The 19,150-nt window shown below is 46.4% G+C and carries 14 protein-coding genes; 8 read left to right on the top strand and 6 right to left on the bottom strand.

Annotated features, from left to right (window positions below; translation table 11 throughout):
* Positions 1–55: 55 nt before the first annotated feature.
* The gene (gene msrA, locus E1919_RS13305) at positions 56–742 is read right to left on the bottom strand and encodes a peptide-methionine (S)-S-oxide reductase MsrA (RefSeq protein WP_162053894.1); all 687 of its coding nucleotides are present in this window, start codon (positions 740–742) and stop codon (positions 56–58) included.
* Positions 743–853: 111 nt separating this feature from the next.
* On the opposite strand from msrA, the gene E1919_RS13310 reads away from it, so the two are divergent.
* The 5 genes from E1919_RS13310 to E1919_RS13330 all read left to right on the top strand — a co-directional run bounded on the left by E1919_RS13310 (position 854) and on the right by E1919_RS13330 (position 8,385).
* A complete protein-coding gene (locus E1919_RS13310) occupies positions 854–1,672 on the top strand; it encodes an aminotransferase class IV (protein WP_162053895.1) in 819 nt (272 codons plus the stop codon).
* Positions 1,673–2,182: 510 nt separating this feature from the next.
* A complete protein-coding gene (locus E1919_RS13315) occupies positions 2,183–5,296 on the top strand; it encodes a M4 family metallopeptidase (protein WP_162053896.1) in 3,114 nt (1,037 codons plus the stop codon).
* Between the two features lie 244 nt (positions 5,297–5,540).
* The gene (locus E1919_RS13320; protein WP_162053897.1) at positions 5,541–6,383 is read left to right on the top strand and encodes a prephenate dehydrogenase; all 843 of its coding nucleotides are present in this window, start codon (positions 5,541–5,543) and stop codon (positions 6,381–6,383) included.
* Positions 6,384–6,494: 111 nt separating this feature from the next.
* Positions 6,495–7,211 (top strand): 3-ketoacyl-ACP reductase, encoded by a 717-nt coding sequence (locus E1919_RS13325; protein ID WP_162053898.1) that lies wholly within the window; start codon positions 6,495–6,497, stop codon positions 7,209–7,211.
* Between the two features lie 361 nt (positions 7,212–7,572).
* Positions 7,573–8,385, top strand: coding sequence for a YsnF/AvaK domain-containing protein (locus E1919_RS13330; protein ID WP_162053899.1), 813 nt, complete (start codon positions 7,573–7,575; stop codon positions 8,383–8,385).
* Positions 8,386–8,492: 107 nt separating this feature from the next.
* Here the strand turns inward: E1919_RS13330 and E1919_RS13335 are convergent, their stop codons facing one another.
* Positions 8,493–8,771, bottom strand: coding sequence for an Rdx family protein (locus E1919_RS13335; RefSeq protein ID WP_162053900.1), 279 nt, complete (start codon positions 8,769–8,771; stop codon positions 8,493–8,495).
* Positions 8,772–8,807: 36 nt separating this feature from the next.
* The gene (locus tag E1919_RS13340) at positions 8,808–11,333 is read right to left on the bottom strand and encodes a family 20 glycosylhydrolase (RefSeq protein ID WP_237144345.1); all 2,526 of its coding nucleotides are present in this window, start codon (positions 11,331–11,333) and stop codon (positions 8,808–8,810) included.
* Positions 11,334–11,696: 363 nt separating this feature from the next.
* Between E1919_RS13340 and E1919_RS13345 the strand changes: the two genes are divergently transcribed.
* The gene (locus tag E1919_RS13345) at positions 11,697–12,869 is read left to right on the top strand and encodes a Gfo/Idh/MocA family protein (RefSeq protein WP_162053902.1); all 1,173 of its coding nucleotides are present in this window, start codon (positions 11,697–11,699) and stop codon (positions 12,867–12,869) included.
* Between the two features lie 109 nt (positions 12,870–12,978).
* Here E1919_RS13345 and E1919_RS13350 read toward each other — a convergent pair whose 3' ends face one another.
* The 3 genes from E1919_RS13350 to E1919_RS13360 all read right to left on the bottom strand — a co-directional run bounded on the left by E1919_RS13350 (position 12,979) and on the right by E1919_RS13360 (position 16,049).
* A complete protein-coding gene (locus tag E1919_RS13350; protein WP_162053903.1) occupies positions 12,979–13,743 on the bottom strand; it encodes an MBL fold metallo-hydrolase in 765 nt (254 codons plus the stop codon).
* Positions 13,744–13,846: 103 nt separating this feature from the next.
* Positions 13,847–15,199, bottom strand: coding sequence for a hypothetical protein (locus tag E1919_RS13355; protein WP_162053904.1), 1,353 nt, complete (start codon positions 15,197–15,199; stop codon positions 13,847–13,849).
* Positions 15,200–15,254: 55 nt separating this feature from the next.
* Entirely contained in the window at positions 15,255–16,049 is a 795-nt protein-coding gene (locus tag E1919_RS13360) for a thymidylate synthase (protein WP_162053905.1), read from the bottom strand.
* Positions 16,050–16,254: 205 nt separating this feature from the next.
* Here E1919_RS13360 and E1919_RS13365 point away from each other — a divergent pair, with 205 nt between their 5' ends.
* On the top strand, positions 16,255–18,510 hold the full coding sequence (locus E1919_RS13365) for an efflux RND transporter permease subunit (protein WP_162053906.1): 2,256 nt from the start codon (positions 16,255–16,257) through the stop codon (positions 18,508–18,510).
* 63 nt (positions 18,511–18,573) lie between these two features.
* The gene (locus E1919_RS13370; RefSeq protein ID WP_162053907.1) at positions 18,574–19,146 is read left to right on the top strand and encodes a hypothetical protein; all 573 of its coding nucleotides are present in this window, start codon (positions 18,574–18,576) and stop codon (positions 19,144–19,146) included.
* Positions 19,147–19,150 lie beyond the last annotated feature (4 nt).

Genomic DNA, 19,150 nt, shown 5'->3' on the forward strand with positions numbered 1-19,150 from the left:
TTTTGAACTATAGAACACTATTACGCATGCAGCATTGGTTTTGATAATAAAATTATCAGTTCCGATACTCAGGCTTCAGCTTATTGCGGTAATTTGCCTCAAATTTATCTACTTTGGGTCTTGCCACAGAAACAACATATGGGTCTGTGGGATTGATGCGGTAATAGTCCTGGTGGTATTCTTCTGCCTCCCAGAACTTCTTGAAGGGCTGCACTATCGTAACAATGTCATCCCTATAAGTACCTGCTTCGTCTAACCGGCGCACATAGTTTTCTACGACGCTTTTTTCTTCGGGTGTGCGGTAAAATACCACAGAACGGTATTGTTTGCCATAATCGGGGCCTTGTCTGTTGAGCGTAGTCGGATCGTGCGTAGCAAAAAACACCTCTACCAACTCCTGGTAAGAAATTTCCTCAGGATTATAGTACACTTGTACTGCCTCTGCATAATCCGTCTCACCGGCGCTTACTTCAGAGTAAGTAGGATTTGCTTTGGTACCACCGGAATAACCTGATACAACAGCGTCCACCCCTTGCAAACGCTCAAAATAGGCTTCTGTACACCAAAAGCAGCCGCCAGCGAAAGTCGCCTTAGCTAAACCAGCTGTGTCCTCAGGCAATAACACCGAGCGGGTTTCACTCGTCAAACTGCTGGAATAGCGGTCGGTCGTAGCTTCGGTGCATGAATTAAAAAGAAGGAATAGGGGTAATAAGAAGTAAAAGTATAGTGGAAATGTTTTCATAGGATAAGTAAAGTGTTCATTCATAATAACCATAACAAGCTTTCGATGGATTTAGTTTGGACAGGGGCTCTTCCTGCCTATCTTTGATTGTAAAGATAAGCATCTAACGTCATGCAACTGCTCTATAACAACCGCCTGCTGCAGGAAACTGAGTTGCGGATGCCCCTCACGAACAGGGCCTTCCAGTATAACGATGGTTTTTTTGAAACAATCATCATCAGGCAGGGCCGATTGAGCTTTTGGGAAGATCATGTGCAGCGCATGCAGGAAGCTGCCGTCTCATTGCAGTTGTCTTTACCGCCGTACCTCACCTCACCGGCCTTTCCGGAAAAGCTTCTGGACTTGGCCAAGCAACAGCAGGCAATGGAGCACGGGAGGCTAAAACTAAAGTTCTGGAGATCCGGCGCCGGCATCTATACCCCTGAAACAAATGAGGCAGATTGGCTGGCCACCGTAAAGCAGACCACGCCAGTTCCTATCCTTCCGCTGCAGGTGGGTCTCTGCAGGCAAGTCCGGACACAATATTCTTCCCTCTCCCATTTCAAAGGGCCTAACGCGCCTTTGTACGTTGTGGCATCAATTGAGAAAGACACACGAAACATGAATGATATGCTGCTGCTGGACTTGCAGAATCGTGTGGCTGAGTTCATTTCCTCCAATGTGTTCTGGATAAGAGATAACAAAGTTTATACTCCAGCCTTAGAAACAGGCTGTGTGAACGGTGTATTGCGACGCAACATTATGAGGTGGTGCCGGCAGAATGATATTGTAGTAGCAGAGGTTTTAGCCGATGTAGATCACCTGTATCATGCAGATGGCGTAATTTCAGCGAATGTTACTGGCATCAAGAGAATAGCAAGCATTGAGGAAATTTCACTGCCTACGCAACACCCGCTCATTGAAAAGCTATACAAAGGACTCTTTGAATAGAAATTTAAGCAGATACTAATTAAAATATTTGGTTAAAAGTAATATGCCTTCCATTTGAATAATTTTAGGAAATCTATTTTATGACCTCCTAGACCTTTTTCTTAATAAAGAATGTTCAATGAACAAATAGCACTGATATCATGCTAAACGGTTCATTTTCATACATATACAAATCTGTTCTATAAGTAGTATTTTTCATAGATGAAAAATAGTTAGAAAAGATAAAATTCTTACAAACTTATTCAAATTTTAGGTGTAATATAGTGTCGAGATATATAACACATTACGCATATTAATCTGCTTTATCATTAGAATAAAGCGCGGGGAATTTTGATAGCATTGTTTTATAAAGCCTCCACCATACTATTTTTTGTATTATTTGTTTTAATCTGCTTTCAGGAGAAAGAGACTCTTTTTAACTAAAGATAGCCTCTAGCTATAGTATCCTATTCTACACACACACAACTAAAATTACCTCTGTATTTATGTTTCATATTTATACTTATTCCTATGAGGAAATTTTACGTGTTAGCCTCCCTGCTAATGGGTGGCATGATTTTTACCCAGGAAGGATTTTCACAGCAGAAAGAGCGTGTGAAGGAAGGGCTGGAAAATACAAATGAGGCACCCTCCTTCATCAAGTTTAAAGCCGGTGAAAAAGAGACTTTCAGATCTGATCAAGCCAGCCAGGTGCTCAAATCGCTTCTTAAGCTAACCGCTGAAGAAGAACTGAAGCCGGTAAAGCAGGAAACTGACAAGGAAGGATTTCTGCACCAGCGCTTCGCGCAGTACTACAAAGATGTGCGGGTAGAGTATGGCAACTACAACGTGCACAGCAAGAATGGCGTGGTGCAGTCCATCAACGGTGAAATCAAGAGAGTAGGAAAGCTGAACACCAATCCTGCGCTGGCAGAAAAAGCAGCTTTGCAAAAAGCACTTGCCTTTGTGGGAGCGCAAACCTACATGTGGCAGGACCCGGGACAGGAAGCTTGGATCAAGAAATCAGAAAATGATCCGAAGGCTTCTTTTCAGCCAAAAGGTGAGCTTGTAATTGTAAATAACTACCTGGCTTCATCTAAAGAGAAAAGCGGACAGCATGTACTCGCCTGGAAGTTTAACATTTATGCGCAGGAGCCACTGAGCCGTGACTATGTGTATGTGGACGCACAAACAGGCGAAATTGTTCATAAAGATGCCATTATCAAGCATGCTGCTGCCTCGGGTTCAGCAGAAACCCGTTACAGCGGTACTCAAACCGTTACCACTGATAGCTACAGCGGTAGCTACCGCCTTCGTGACTACTCAAGGGGAGGCGGTATTGAGACATATAACTGCAAAACCGGCACAAGCTATAATACGGCCACCGATTTTACTGACGCCAACAACAGCTGGACAGCCGGCGAGTTCAACAACACTGCCAAAGACAATGCGGCACTCGATGCACACTGGGCAGCGCAGAAAACCTACGACTATTTTAAAAGCCGCCACAACCGCAACAGTTTTGATAATGCCGGGACAAAAATCAGAAGCTACGTGCATTACGACAAGAATTATGAAAATGCGTTCTGGAACGGCTCTGTCATGACGTATGGCGATGGCGGGACACGTTTTGATGCCCTGACCAGCCTGGACGTGGGAGCCCACGAAATCGGCCATGCCGTTTGCTCCAGCACAGCAAACCTAGTTTACAGCAACGAGTCCGGTGCTTTGAATGAAGGCTTATCTGATATATGGGCAGCAGCCGTAGAGCAATATGCTGCACCAACCAAATCTATTTGGCTTATTGGTGAAGATATTGACAAGCAGCGCCCTGCGCTTCGCTCTATGAGTGACCCAAATGCAGAAGGTCAGCCTGACACCTACAAAGGCACTAACTGGTACAGCGGCACCGGCGACAACGGCGGAGTGCATATCAACAGTGGTGTGCTAAACCACTGGTTTTACCTGCTGTCAGTAGGTAAGTCAGGCACAAATGATCACGGTGCCGGTTATAGCGTGGCTGGTATAGGCATTACGGATGCAGCTAAAATCGTGTACCGTATGGAAACCGTTTACCTCACCGCAAATTCTGGTTACTCCGATGCCCGTACCTATGCTATTCAGTCAGCGGCTGATTTATTTGGCGAAGGTTCTAACCAGGTAATCCAGACAACAAATGCCTGGCATGCAGTGGGTGTAGGTGGCAAATATGGCCAAATTGCCTATTGCGCGTCAAAGGGCAACAGCACATCAGACGAATGGATTGCCGGAGTGAAAGTAGGCAGCTTTACCAACACTTCGTCTGATGCAGGCTATTCTGACTTTACCAGCAAAACCATCAGCCTGGCAGCAGGCAGTACCTATGCCCTTACCCTTACGCCCGGTTTCTCCGGCTCAGCTTACAACGAGTACTGGAAAATCTGGATTGACTATAACAAGGACGGTGATTTCGATGATGCCGGAGAGCTTGTTTTTGACGCAGGAAAGCTTAATACGACAGCAGTATCAGGAAATCTTATTGTAGCTTCTGCAGCATCAGGCACAACCCGTATGCGCGTATCGATGAAATACAATGGTGCTCAAACAGCCTGCGAAACGTTCAGCTATGGAGAGGTAGAGGATTATACCGTTAGCTTCTCCGCTCCTACTGCCTGTGCTGTTCCGGCTGGCTTAGTAACATCCAATATCACCGCTTCTACTGCCACACTATCATGGGCAGCCGTATCCGGCGCCTCCGGCTATAGCATACGCCTGCGTACAGCAGGCACCGCTACCTGGAGCACCAGCACGGTTACAGGCACCTCGGCAAACGCAACCGGTCTGGCTGCGGCTACACAATATGAGTTTCAGATAAGCAGCACCTGTGCCAGTGGCAGTTCCGCATACTCTGCCTCTCAAACCTTCACTACCGGCGCTGCCAGCGTAAGTTACTGTGCTTCGAAAAGTGGCAATGCCAGTTATGAGTGGATTGACTTAGTGGAGTTTGGAGGTTTTAAAAATGCTACGGGCAGTAACGGAGGCTATAAAGACTTTACCAGCCTTACAGCCACTGTGGCGCGCGGAAGCAGCAGCACCCTTTACATAAGCGCCGGCTTCTCCGGCACCGCCTATACCGAGTTCTGGAAAGTCTGGATAGACTTTAATCAGGACGGTGACTTTGATGATTCCGGTGAGTTGATTGTGAGTGGCTCATCGTCCAGCAGCGCTACTTTAAGTGCTGCCGTAAGTGTGCCTTCTACTGCATTACTGGGCAAAACAAGAATGCGGGTATCTATGAAGTATAATGCCGCACAAACAGCCTGCGAGAGCTTTGGCTACGGAGAGGTGGAAGACTACAGCGTGAACATTACGAATACCTTGCAAAGTATTGCTTCTTCTCAGAGCGTGGAGGCAAATACCTTGGGAAGCGAAATATCACAGGACGTCGTCATATATCCTAATCCCGCCAATAGCTACATCCGGATAAAAACTCTTGCGAATGAAGCAAAAGGAAGAGTGATGAGTATGACTGGTGCAGTATTGATGCATGTCGAGCTGAAGCATGGAAATAACCAGATAGATATTTCAGCACTTCCTGCAGGTATCTATATGCTGGAGGTACACGATGGGCAGAAACCTCACCTGCAGCGCATTGTAATACAATAAAATCTATATAGGAGAAACATTAACACCTCTGACTGGCTTTGCTGGTCAGAGGTGTTATCTTTTACTACAAGGCATTCCGACAAAAGAGAACTGCTACTCCACTAACCCAAGTTTCATTTAGCAGCAGAACAAGCCTGATTATCAGAAATCGTCCCTACATTTGCAGTGTTCAATACACTAAGAAATTATACTATCGGCGTGCCACCTAGCACACTTTAGTAGTATCTTATACATACTCCTCAACATGATTATTTGCGTCATCGGACTTGGCCTTTTAGGCGGCTCTTTTGCCTTAGGCTTAAAAGCCAAGCTTACTTCTGTTATTATACTTGGTGTAGACAACAACCCACAACATGCGAAGCAGGCAATGGAGCGAGGCATAGCTGATGAGGTATTACCCTTTGAGGAGGCGGTTTCCAAAGCTGACCTGGTGGTGCTGGCTACGCCGGTGAATGCCATCCTGCAGCAGTTGCCCGCTGTGCTGGACATATTGCCTGTAGGCGCCACTTTGATTGATTTTGGCTCTACCAAGCAACAGCTGTGTGATGCGGTGGCTGCGCATCCTAAAAGAGAGCAGTTTGTTGCCACACACCCTATCGCCGGTACAGAGTATTCAGGGCCTGAGGCTGCTTTTGCGGCCTTGCTCGAGGGCAAAACCATGATCATCTGTGAAAAGGAAAAATCTCGTCCTGCCTCACTGGCGTTGGTGGAACAACTCTGCCGATCTCTCAGCATGCCCCTGCGCTATATGCCCGCCGCTGAACACGACCTGCACTTTGCCTATGTATCGCATCTAAGCCACATCAGCTCTTTTGCCCTTGGCTTAACGGTGCTTGACAAAGAGAAAAACCAGAAGAATATCTTTGACATGGCAGGCAGTGGTTTCTCCTCTACCGTGCGCCTTGCCAAAAGCTCTCCCCAGATGTGGGCACCCATTTTCAGCCAGAACAAGGAAAATATATCAGAGGCATTGGCCGGGTATATAGCACAGCTGCAGCAATTCAAAGATGCCATCGATGCCCGGGACGAAGAGCAGACAAAAGCGCTGATGGCAAAGGCCAACGACATCAGAAAAATATTAGGCTGATTCCCACCTTCTGTAGCATCTGTACCTATTCCCGGAAAACACTGACATCAAATAATCTGTTTCGCCGTATATTTGTAGCTACAAGCATTCACATTATCTTAAGAACATACTATGGAATCATTAGCAGGAAAAGTAGCCCTCGTAACCGGCGCGGGCAAAGGCATAGGCCGTGCTATAGCTGTGGCATTGGCCAATGAAGGTGTACATGTAGGGCTACTTGCCCGCACCGAGAGCCAACTTAAAGAAGTTGCCAACGAGGTGAACGCTGCAGGAGTAAAAGCTGCTGTTGTTTCGGCCGACGTAGCAGATATCGACGCCGTGAACAAGGCAGTCGTACAGGTGAAGCAGGAATTAGGACCTATCGATATTTTAATCAATAATGCAGGAACGGCCACCTTCGGCAAGTTCCTTGAACTGGAGCCAGCTGAGTGGGAGAAAAACATTCAGGTGAATCTGATGGGTGTTTACTATACTACCCGTGCCGTATTACCAGACATGATAGAGCGTTCAACAGGCGACATCATCAACATATCATCTACAGCAGGTCAAAAGGGCGCAGCTGTTACAAGTGCCTACAGTGCCTCTAAATTTGCTGTAATGGGTCTTTCTGAATCGCTGATGCAGGAAGTACGCAAACATAATATACGCGTGAGCGCCCTTACCCCCAGCACGGTGGTAACAGAGTTAGCACAAAGCAACAACCTGATTAGCGGCGACCCTGAACGTGTGATGCACCCGGAAGACTTGGCAGAGTTTATAATCGCACAGCTCAAGCTTAACCGCCGCGTGTTTATCAAAGAAGCTGGTTTATGGTCTACTAATCCCTGAATAAAATTAAGCTTTCGTTAAAGAATGATTCAGAGCCGCATCCTTACCATGTGCGGCTCTCTTTATTTATCCATATCCTTCAAGTATAAATTGTCAGTAGTAAAAAGGTGCCCATGATCTGAAATTATAATTTGAACTATAGTAATATGTGTTTAAGTAAAGGAAATGCATAAATCTCACGTCTGTATTTGAGCTAAAATAGCTATATTTAGTTTTATAACTACTTTATTATAATAAAACTCTAGCTAAAACCGTACGTATTAACCTCTATGTATTTTTAACAAATCCAATAATCGGTAGAGAGCAGAAAGAGCAGATACTATCGGGTTGGAACAAACTTAACATTTTAAAGATAAAGATCATGTCACATACAGTAGTAGGAGTTTTTGACACTTCCAATGAAGCACAGACAGCCTTGCAGCAAATAGTGAGCAAAGGCATTGATAGGGAGCGAATTGATATTGCACCCCAAACTTCTTCCGCAAACGAAAGAGAGGAAGATGATGACAGTATTGGAAATTTCTTCAGCAACCTGTTTGGTAGCGATGAAAAATCGAAAAAATATTCATCCTATGCCCGCACAGGTTCTATCGTGACGGTACATGCCAAAACTGCGAAGGAGGCAGAAATGGCAGCCGATATAATGGATGAGTATGGCGCAGTGAACCTTGATGAACGTGCCTCAACAACTGCCACAAGCCCGGCAGCAAGAGATACCTCCAAAACTACCAATACAACAAAAAGAGACACAACTACTTCAGATACCTCTATTCCAATTATAGAAGAGGAAATGAAAGTTGGCAAGCGTACTGTAGAAACTGGAGGCGTGCGTGTGCGCAGTCGCATCATAGAGCGCCCGATTGAAGAACACCTGCGCTTGCGCGAAGAGCATGTTCATGTAGAACGAAACCCGGTAAACCGCGCAGCTACACCAGGCGATATCAATTCCTTTAAAGAAGGAGACATAGAAATTACCGAGCATGCTGAAGTGCCTATGGTTGACAAAGAAGCCCGCGTGGTGGAAGAAGTAAATATAGGCAAAGAGGTAGATGAGCGCGTAGAGGATATCCATGGTACAGTTCGCAAAACGGATGTAGAGGTAGATAAACTCACTGAAGAAGAACTGAGAAATCGCAGAACTAATAGTGGCCCTGATCGTCCACGCAAGGCGTAGCGGTATAGGAACATTCTAAACAAAAAAGCGGAGGCTCTTCATGAGTCTCCGCTTTTTTGTTTAGAATGCTGGGTAACAGTAGGTATACTTTTCGCCCTTGCCAGTATTTATTTGCGATCGCTGTGGCCCAAGGGCCGCTCCGGTGCAATCTTATCCCGCACCAACTGCTTCAGCTCTTTAGACTCCGGAAAGCGGCCTTCCTCCTTTCGGGAATAGATAAGCACGCCATTCAGGTGCACATCAAATACGCCTCCTGTTCCAGGCACTAGTGCCACCTCTCCTAATTCGGTTTCAAAAGTTGTCAGAAGCTCCTGTGCCATCCAGGCGGCACGCATCAGCCAGCGGCACTGCGTGCAATAATTGATTTCGACTCTTGGACTAGCCATACCTCCTTTTTAATGCGTTTTTAAAGCGCCTTTACCTTACTTGTTTTCTATAATAGTTACTCTGCCGGCCCTGCCAATAGAGTCAAACACTTTGAACTTAACAGTGCCTTTTTCAGAAATAGGCCCTGTATACAACGTGCTATTTTTCGTTGGATCTGCACCATTAATGGTATACCGCACCTCCAAACCTGGCAGCTGAACATTGGCTACTACTTTGCCATTTTCCACCGTAGCCCCGGCAGTCGGGATGCGGTAGTTGAAGCCGCCTGCATAATAATTCAGGCGAGGCAGTTCCCGCTTACCCAGAATATTTACAAACTCTGACCACGCCTCGTTATAAGCTGTCTCGCTTTTCGCCGCGTCTGCTTCTGTCGCCCAAACCGGATCCGGAGCCCAGGCTCTTTCTGCTAACCCTAATAATTTTGGCAGCAGCATATACTCCAGGCGCTCCGGCGTTCTGATATTTTCACTCCAAAGAGGAGCCTGCAGACCCACAATGTTTTTCTTTCCTGCCTCAGTCAACCGTTCCTTACCAGCAAAAACACTAGGATTAATTGGCTTGTTATCCGTATCCACTTTCATGTTCTTCATATAGTCGTATGGTATAAAGTAGAAAGGCTTGTCTACATCGAGATAACCGCCCCAGTTCAAGCCAGGCTCTTCATATGCTTTTTGATAGGCAAGGTCGAGGTACATGTTCGTTACGTTTGTTAAAACAACTTTGTACCCCGCATTCGCAAGCCTGTATGCCAGGTCTATGTTACTTCCCAAGTTGTTCCATACATCCACATGGAAGTTTTCATTTGCGAAATCAGGGTTAGCGATATAGGTTGTTTTGCCGTTCTGTTTTACCTTTCTCATGCCAATCTCTTCCCACCCCGACAGATACAGGTTACGCTCTTTCAGCATGTCATTGACTTTCCCGAAGTAGTAATACCAGAGGTCATCCGTATTCTTGACCTTACTGTTGCTGGCTATTACTTTCTGCACGGCCGGCGACTTTTCCCATACCCCCGGCGGCACCTCATCTCCTCCGAAATGAATGGTTTCTATGGGCGCACCCGCTTCTTTATACATCGCCAGAATTTCATCCGTCACTTTCTCCAGGAACGTGTAAGTGGATGGCAACGCCACATCCATTACGTTGTCATTAAAGTTTTGCACCGAACTGTAAACTGATTTATCGTTGAGATCACGGAGCAAGTATTTTTCTGCTTCAGCTTTCTTTCCTTCTTTCATCAGCCGCTCATACCGGGCATCCATTGCTTTTATGGCAGCACGGGCATGTCCAGGTGTTTCTATTTCAGGAATAACTTTGATGTGACGGTCTTGCGCATACTTCAGTATCTCTACAAAGTCCGCCTTTGAATAGTAGCCGCTACCGCTCAAGGCGTTCACGTCAGGGCCAGAGGCATAAGAAGGCTGTAGGTTTTTCTTGTCATCCAGCGTATGTCCGCGTTGGCTACCGATTTCTGTAAGTTCTGGCAGAGCGGGTATTTCTAGGCGCCAGCCTTCATCATCGTTCAGGTGAAAGTGCAGCACGTTCAGTTTATACAGCGCCATCAGGTCCAGCACCTTCAGCACCTCTTCTTTTTCATGGAAGTTACGGGCAACATCCAGCATAAAGGCCCGATGTCCAAAGCGGGGGGCATCTTTCACGTTTACGCCTGTCAGTGAAACGGCGCTTTGCTTTGTAGCCAGTGCTGAAGGTGGCATCAGCGTCTTCAACGACTGTATGCCATAATAAATACCTGCAGGAGTGGATGCAACTATCACCACCTCCTGTGGCCCAACCTGTAGCTCGTATGCTTCTTCTCCCATACCCTGCTTCTGCTGTAGCCGGATAGCTTTCCCTGTGCCTGAAGTCTTCACCACCGGTTTCTGGCCAAAGACCGTAGACAGGTAATCAGCCAGCAAGGTGGCCTCTTTCGTAAAAGCATTGTCAGCGATAACAGGCACTGCTGAAGTCAAAGAGAAGCTTTGCCCTGTTTCGGTGTATTGTGCAGGCGTTGGGAATACCTTTGTAAGCTTTTCTACTGGTATATCCTTAATGACTTTGTTCTGCTCGTATACCTCGCCAGGCTCAATCCAGCCGATCTTGTTCTGTTCAGGCTTTTTATTTGTTACCTCTCCTATAGCATAGCCCTTTGCAGTATTATCGTTCCAGACAATATAAAAGCCCTCCGGTGCTCTTGACTCATTTATCATCTGCCCGGCGGATACTAGTTCAACCCGCTTAGAGGCACCGGCAGGAAGGTTTTTGAAACCGGCAGTAGGCACCATACGAAGCAAATCTCCGTTTACATGCTCAATTTTTACAGAGGCATTATTGTCTTTGGCTTTAAAAGAGGGTGAAGCGTGAAAATAAAGGCTCCAGCCTGTTGCAGGCAATGGGTTTTTGCCTGTATTCTGAAAGGTGAGCGCCGAAAGCGTCTGATTTTTATTCTGATACCCTTCCTCTACTACCTCCCACGTTAAATTCAGTTCCTCAGGGTTTATCCTGTTGGCGCCTGACTGTGCCTGCAGCGCAAAGCAAATGAAGAGCAGACAAAATGCTGTCATTAAAAATGGTCTTATCATATACGAATGAAGAAATTAAGTGAAATAATTGAATATGGCTTTTCTGTAATCATAAAAACGGCCTATGCTTGAGCTGATATTCATGACAAACCCATATCTATAAATATATAGAAAATAAGGAGATTTGAAAAGAATGCTGCCGAACACCTTAAACCTGCAAAATATAGGCCAGCAAATAAAGTAAAGTGTGACATGGTGCTACAGCTACTGTTGTTTTAGATGTAGAAGCCTTTTCTCACCAGATTTCGCTGGTATTTAGGCTCTTATTCATTTAAAAAGCTAACCTTTTGTTACTATTTCCTTATAAAGGTTAAAATTATCTTTATTCTAACCGCCGTCAGTTCTATGAAAAACTATGACTACCCCAGCTCAAATAACCGCAGGAAATTTTTAAGAGAAATCTCGCTGGCACTTGGCACCACAGCCTTGGGAGTACCTTTGCTCTCGCTGAACGCATGCCAATCAGGCAATTCCGAAAATCAGGAACAGGCGGCGCAGGCGAATCAAGATGGTGCACAAACCAGAAAACTAGGAGTCGCGTTGGTTGGGCTTGGTGGCTATAGTACAAACCAGCTTGCACCTGCTTTACAGGAGACAGAGAACTGCTACCTGGCTGGTATTGTAACGGGCACTCCTGCGAAGGCAGAGGAATGGAAATCTAAATATAACATCCCGGAAAAGAACATCTATAACTACGAAAACTTTGACCAGATAAAAGATAACCAGGACATCGACATTGTCTATGTCGTATTACCAAACGGGATGCATGCGGAGTATACCATCCGGGCAGCGCAGGCAGGGAAGCATGTGATTTGTGAGAAACCCATGGCCACATCCGTAGAAGATTGTCAGCGCATGATTGATGCCTGCAACCAGAATAATGTTAATCTTTCTATCGGTTACCGCCTGCATTATGAACCACACAACCTACGTGTTATGGAGTTAGGGCAACAGCAGGTGTATGGACCAGTGCGAAGAATAGAGGCAGCCGACAGCTTTGTGATAGGAAACCCGGATGTATGGCGCCTGGATAAAGAGCTGGCAGGCGGTGGACCGCTGATGGATGTGGGCATCTACTGCGTGCAGGGGGCTGTATATACTATGGGAGAAACACCTGTGGCCATCACGGCGCAATTTGGGGAGGTAACGAAGCCGGAGTATTTTGATGAGGTGGAAGAAACAATTACATGGCAGATGGAATTCCCGAATGGCGCTGTGGCCGATTGCCGCAGCAGCTACAATGAAAGCGCAGGTAAATTAAGAGGCGAAGCTGAGAATGGCTGGTGGGAATTAGACCCAGCCTACAGCTACTCCGGCATAGATGGCGAAACCAGCGAAGGCGACATGGATTACCCACAGGTAAACCAGCAGGCCCGCCAGATGGACGGGCAAGCGCAGAGTTTCATGGAAAACCGCCAATCAAGAGTGCCTGGCGAAATGGGGATGCGGGATGTGCGTATTCTGATGGCAATTTATGAAGCGGCCCGAACAGGCAATAAAGTGCAGTTGGATATATAGGAGCGAGCATGACAAAAGAATAAAGACAAAGGACAAAGGACAAAAGATTTTCAATAATGAAGTCCTTTGTCCTTTGTCTTTTGTCTTTATGTCCATCTTCTAAACAGCACTATTTTTCCTGGTACCAATTCTTCAGCCTTACTTCAATTTTATTGTTCTGCTTCGTCACCTGGTTCTGGAATGCCTGTACATCACTTAGCCCATTCTGACCACGATAGTGGTAGGGGTAAACAATTTTTGGCTTGAAGTCGAGCACGGCATCAGCCGCCTGATACACATCCATGGTATAAGGGAGGTTCATGGAAACAAAAGCTACATCAATGTTTTTGAGGCCACGCATTTCGGGTGTTCCTTCCGTGTCGCCTGAAAGGTATATATTTTTACCGCCCATATTCAGTATATAGCCATTCCCCCTGCCCTTGGTGTGCCTGGTCTCCTCGCTTTCCGGCAGGTTATACATCGGTACGGCAGTAATAGGTATTTCCAACAATGTTGTGCTTTCACCGTTCCCGATTACCTTCAGCTGGCCCTTGTATTTATCCGGCAACTGATCCGCCACGGCCTGCGGTACAACCATTAGAGTACCTTTCGTCTCCAGTGCGTCCAGTGTTTCCTGGTTCAGATGGTCACCGTGAATGTCCGTAATCAGGATCAAATCGGGTTTGGCTATCCCTTCAAAAGCCTCTGCCCCACCTGTAGGGTCTACATAAATTGTTTTGTTGTCCCAGTTCAGTACCAGCGTTCCGTGCTGGATAGGCTGAATGCTGAGGTCCCCTTTATTGGTTTTGATTTGGTCCGGTATATCCCGCTGTTGGGCGCTAGCCTGTAGTAATGTTATGGTAAAGAGAGCTGCTAAGGTAGTTTTAAGTTTCATAGTTTAGGTTGTTTGCGTAGGAACAGATAAATCCTGATTTAGTTTTGGCGCTTCAGAACGTAACATTAACGCTATGTCTTATCAGCATATAAGTTAATAGTTGCTAAGACTTTATCCTAATTGTTGGAAACTTTGTTGGCATGTCATTGAATATGATTTGATATATCCTTTCAATGCGATCTGTATCAAACGCGTCTGTCACTTTCCGATCTTCTTTCCATCTTAAGTAGAAAAGAAAAGAAGGTTCCAGGATGTACAGCGTCTTTAACTTCTGGCTCCACTCCAGTAGCTCAAAGGCATATTTGTTCTGGAGCTTACTAAGCACTCCTAACGTGCTGTTGATAGAAGTGGCGGGAGGAGTGATGAACTTTAAACTCAGTTGCGCCAGCCTCTCGTCTATCTCATGCCGCTGAAGTTTGAAGGTGATGGGGTCTAATGTGAAGATCAGCAGGAGCAGTTCGTAAGAGTTGTATTTTTGCCCGCCTTTCCGAAATCCCCGGATGATCACGTCGTAAATATCTTTGAACACGCTAAAATCTGTGTGTGCCACATTGTATAAAGACTTAGATAAATCGTCTATGTCGAATGCAGGCTTTGGGCTACCTTTTTTGGTGTCAATTTCGGAAATCCTCTTATCAAAAAACATCCGCAAGCAGCAGCTTTGGGTGATGATGGGCAAACCCACGCATTCTGTTGCCATAAACTTTACCAGCGACTTCTTTATCGGCACGTTAAGATAGCTGAAGCCGCTGGTGATGATCTTCTCAATATCAGAGGTGAGCCAGGTGCCAATTTCTATATGCGCTATTCTGCCAACAAGGTCCCTGTTAGAATAGGCCAAATCGACGGCATGGTGGGTGGTACCGAGCACAATCACAGAAACCTCTTCGTCTACAAAGGCTTTCCACTGCTGGAAAAGGCTTTTCTTCACCTCATCATCTAAATAATGAAAATCCTCGATCACCAAAACGTACGGCAGGTTCTTTAAAATCGGGATAAGGTGCTTCGGCGAGGGCTTTGAGATGATTTTTTCCCTGGCAATGCTTTCGCTCACTTTATCGGAAATACCCAGGCTGACCTCGCCAATAAGTTTTGCCAGCCAGGCCCAACCAACATTACCACCCACTTTCGCGCTGCCCGTCACCTGTAAATCCTCCAATGCTGTGGAAGCGGTAATCCGGTCAAAGTTTACATCTTCCAGCGCCTTTCTCCAGACGTCGTCTATGGTCATCTGCCCGTCACAACGCATAATGAGCGGCAACCTGTTTATATCAGCCAGCACTTTCTGGTAAAGCGTAGATTTCCCTGTTTTAGAAGGTCCTGTTATCAGGCAAAGTTTACCTGACACGTCCAGGTTTTCCGCTAGCAGTCTTTCATACTCCCCATCGTTCCTGCTAACGTACGTGATGCTCGGTGTACCGATGGTTTTAAAAACATCCTTGATTTTAACTATCATACAGCACAACTCCTGACTTGTTCAATTATAACAAAGGAAGGAAAGCTTTTGCCAGCTATACCGCCACTGGCGCCTTTATTCCCGGATGCGGGTTATAGTTCACCAATTCAAAATCTTCATAGGTAAAGTCGAAGATATCCTTCACCTCTGGGTTCAATTTCATGGCAGGCAGTTCGCGGGGTTCGCGCGTTAATTGTAGCTGTGCCTGCTCCAGGTGGTTAAGGTATAAATGCGTGTCGCCGCCTGTCCAGATAAACTCGCCTGGCTGCAGTCCTGTTACCTGTGCCATCATCAGCACCAGCAGTGCGTAAGAGGCTATGTTGAAGGGTGCACCCAGAAATACATCGGCAGATCGTTGGTAGAGTTGGCACGAAAGCTTGCCTTCGGCAACATAAAACTGATAAAAAGCGTGGCAAGGCGGCAGCTTCATGTTCTCTATTTCGGCTACATTCCAGGCGCTCACGATGATACGGCGCGAATCAGGGTTGTTTTTCAATTGATTAACTACCTGTGTTATCTGGTCGATGTGGCGACCATCAGGCGTTGGCCAGCTGCGCCACTGCGAACCATAAACTGGACCTAAGTCACCGTTCTCATCCGCCCACTCATCCCAGATGCTCACACCGTTTTCCTTGAGATACTGAATATTTGTCTCTCCTTTCAAAAACCATAGCAGCTCGTGCAGGATAGACTTCAGGTGAACTTTCTTTGTCGTCACCATCGGGAAGCCTTCTGCCAGATCGAAGCGCATTTGGTAGCCAAACACGCTCAGCGTTCCGGTTCCGGTCCTGTCTTCCTTTTTCACCCCCTTGTCAAGGATGTGCTGCATCAAGTTTAAATATTGCTTCATGGATATGTTTTATGCTTTTGTTATTGGTCTAAAGTTAAAGATAAGATGATTTGTTGTAATGCTTCAGCCTTCCGGCAGAAGAAATCTCTGTAAAAATTTCAAGCTCTAAATAATCGACCGGCCACAATGTTACCTGAAACAAAAAGAACCGCCTGTAGTTGTATCTTTGCACTTCAATAAATTTTGGTAAAGCACCTATAGTATCTTGAACTACAAAAGATTAAGTTTTCTTGTCCTGCTGCTGATAGCCATCCTGACAGCATGCAGCGCCTACTTCGCCACCCGTCTCCGCTTCGACTATAACTTCGACAATTTCTTCCCGAAAGGAGATCCAGAGCTAGCCTATTATTTCAGCTTCCGCGATACGTTCGGCAACGACAACGATTATCTGCTGATAGGGCTTGACAATGAAAAAACCATTTTTGAGCAGGACTTCCTGACGCGGGTAGATAGCCTGACGGCTTTTCTACAACGGCAGCCGAACGTGGAGGCGGTGCTCTCCCCTACTACTGTAAAAAGCCCTGTAATTGAGCAGTTTGGCTTTTTTGAAATTCCGTACCTGCACGTAGACGAGCCCGATCGGTATGCCCAGGACTCTCTGAATATTTACAACTCCAGGGAGTTGGTCGGTACTTTGTTTTCAGAAGATGCGACTGCTGTTTCCCTGTTTATGCAGACAACAGATGATTTAGGTAAAGGAGCCAGCGATACCCTGATGGCCTCCCTGTACGACCAGCTGGAGCATCTGGGATTAACAGAAAGTCATATTGCGGGGAAGGCGCTGGCGCAGTCGGTTTTTGTGGAGAAGATGAAGATAGAGTTAGCCATTTTCATGTCAGCCTCGATCCTGCTGGTTATACTGTTTCTCTGGATTACCTTCCGGACGGGCTGGGGCGTGATTGTGCCGCTGGTGGTGGTACTGCTGTCGGTACTCTGGGCGCTGGGTGTGATGGGGTTGTTTAACAAGTCGTTGGATGTGATGACGATGCTGCTGCCTACTATTCTTTTTGTAGTGGGAATGTCAGATGTCATTCACATCCTGTCGCGCTATTTAACGGAGATAGGACACGGTATGGAAAAAGTCCCGGCTCTTAAAATCACTATTAAAGAAGTAGGCCTCGCCACGTTTCTGACTTCCCTTACCACCGCCATCGGATTCCTGACGCTGCTCACCACCGCTATTGTGCCCATCCGGGATTTTGGGCTTTACACAGCCATTGCTATCTTCCTGGCTTTTGCGCTTGCCTTCACCTTGCTGCCGGCTATGTTACTCCTGCTGAAGAAGCCAAAGCCGGTGCCGGAAAGCCGTTTCAGTTTCTCCTGGCCAATGCTGTTGCGCCGCATGTTTCGTTATGTACTTATACATCCCAAAGCCATCCTTTCTACCAGTGCTGTTATCATTGTGTTGAGCATTGTCGGCATCAGCCAGATAAAAGTGGATACCACTCTTTTAGAAGACTTAGGAGACGATGATCCCATTCTGCAGGATTTCCAGTATTTCGAGGAGAAGTTCTCCGGTGTGCGTCCCTTTGAGCTGCACCTGATAGCCGCAGAAGGCCATAGCATTTACGACTTGGAAGTGTTGCAGGAAATAGAAGAACTGGAGCAGTTCCTCTACAATACCTATGGGCTGAACTTTGTGACCTCGCCCGCCACAGTGGTCAAAACAATCAACAGGGCGCAAAATGGCGGTCTCCGTGACTTTTATACCTTGCCGGAAAACAAGCGCGAGATGCAAAGCATCAAGAGGCGGCTGCAGGCTTTTCAGGGACGCAGCGAGTTAAGGGGAGTTGTGACAGAAGATGCGCAAGAAGGTCGCTTGTCTGGCAAAATGTCAGACATAGGGAGTGCAGGCGCCACTGTGCTGAATGACTCTCTTCGCAGCTTCATGGATCAGAACATCAACGAAAACTATCTACGCACCCGCCTTACCGGCAGCTCCATTCTATTGGACAAGAACAACGAGTACGTTACTACTAATATGATGCAGGGGCTCCTTATCGCCTTTGGGGTGATTGCAGTCATTGTAGGGCTTATTTTCCGCTCCCTCCGCATGGTGCTCATCTCGCTCGTGCCAAACATCATCCCCTTGCTGATGATCGGAGGTTTGATCGGTTTTCTGGGCATCAACCTCAATGTATCTATCTCCATTATTTTCACCATCGCCTTCGGTATTGCTGTGGATGATACCATTCATTTCCTGAGCAAGCTGAAACTGGAGTTGATGGCTGGTAAATCATTACCATACGCATTAAAGAGAACCTTTATCTCCGCAGGCAAGGCCATTATTATCACCTCCTGTATTCTAGCCGCAGGCTTCCTTACTTTGGTGCTCTCAACCTTCGATGCTACCTTCTATGTAGGGTTATTCGTAAGTCTGACGCTTGTGTTTGCCGTGGTGGCCGACCTGTACCTGTTGCCGGTGCTTATTCTGCTTTTTTATAAGGTTCCACAAAAATAAATTGGCGCTTATCCAATAAGGTGGCCATATTTGCGTGTAACTTGTGAGTAAAGTTTAGGAGCGATGATGAAAAGACTATTGGCCATGGCCGTGTGCTGCCTTTGGTTTGCAGGAGTACAGGCCCAACAGCAGGAAAAGCTGACCGATTTGATGAGCGAGCGGGAGCAACTGGTGCTGGAGTATCAGTTCTACAGCCAGCAAAACAGTAACTTCTGGGGTAAAAAATCTAAAAATGACCTCATCAGCATTATCGAAACCCTTAAGAAAATCATCAACAAAGACTCCGAGTTGATTGCAGCCATCAAAGAGGCAAGCATCCGGAAGGTGGCGGAGAGTACTGTGGAGATACAGCGCGAAGGCAAGATGACAGTGCAGGATCAGCGCATTGTGAGTGCCCAGATAGCAGAGTTACAAGGCCAGATCAGAACGCTTCAAACAAATATCAAGAAGCGTGAGCGCACCATTAAAGACTTAGAAGTACAGGTAGCAGAGTCGTCTAACCTACGTTATGGTAAAGATAAAGTGATATCAGTGTTGGGTGTAACATCCTTTATGCTGCTGCTGTATGCCATCTTCCTGCAGGTACGTCTGAACCGTTCCCCTGCAAAATCACGTAAGAAGAAAGCAGCAAAATAAAAGC

Source organism: Pontibacter pamirensis (assembly GCF_010015475.1).
GTDB classification, from domain to species: domain Bacteria; phylum Bacteroidota; class Bacteroidia; order Cytophagales; family Hymenobacteraceae; genus Pontibacter; species Pontibacter pamirensis.